Here is a 677-nt window from a genome sequence, read left to right on the forward strand (position 1 = left end):
CTGCACGACATGGAGGGCGGATCGCACCCGCTGCGCTCCGTGCCGCACCCCGCCCAGCCCCCCGGCCTGGCGCACGCCGGCGGACACGGGCTGCCGCTCGGCGCCGGCCACGGCCCGGCGGGCGGGTCCGGCCACGGCCCCGGGCACGGCCGGGGCGAGCACGGGCCCGACCACCCGACGGGGCCGGTCGGGCACGTGTACCCGGACGGTTGCGGCAGTTGGCAGCAGGCGGACGTGCGCACCGCGCGCGACCGGCTGGGCTGGCGGACGCGGATCGGCCTGGAGGAATCCCTGGCCGACATCTGGATGGAGGCGGCATGCCGTATGTGACCTCCACCGGCACCCGGCGCACGGGTGCGGTGGCGGGCCGGCTCGGCTTCGGGGTGCCCGGCTGCGCGCACCCGCTGGTGGCGCCGGCCGAGTGGGCCGAACTGGCGCGCCCGTACACCCCGTTGCACTGGGCGGTGCTCAACGTGGCGCGCGGCCCCGGCGCCCGCCCCGATCCGCACTGCCTGGCGGCGGCGGCCCGGCTGCACGAGGCGCGCGGCCGGGTGCTCGGCCACCTCGACGTGCGGTTCGGCACCCGCCCGTTCGGTGAACTGCTCTCGGACGCGCACCGCTTCCTGGAGTGGTACCAGGTGGACGGCTTCTACCTCGACCGATGTCCCACCGAGCGG

At 77.8% G+C, this 677-nt stretch carries 2 pseudogenes; both read left to right on the forward strand.

The features are described 5' to 3' along the window. Positions 1-330: pseudogene (locus KUM32_RS44575) on the forward strand (hypothetical protein); the annotation flags it as partial. Further along, positions 318-677: pseudogene (locus KUM32_RS41485) on the forward strand (spherulation-specific family 4 protein); the annotation flags it as partial. The pseudogenes KUM32_RS44575 and KUM32_RS41485, both read left to right, overlap by 13 nt.

The organism is Streptomyces sp. AC627_RSS907 (genome assembly GCF_019049165.1).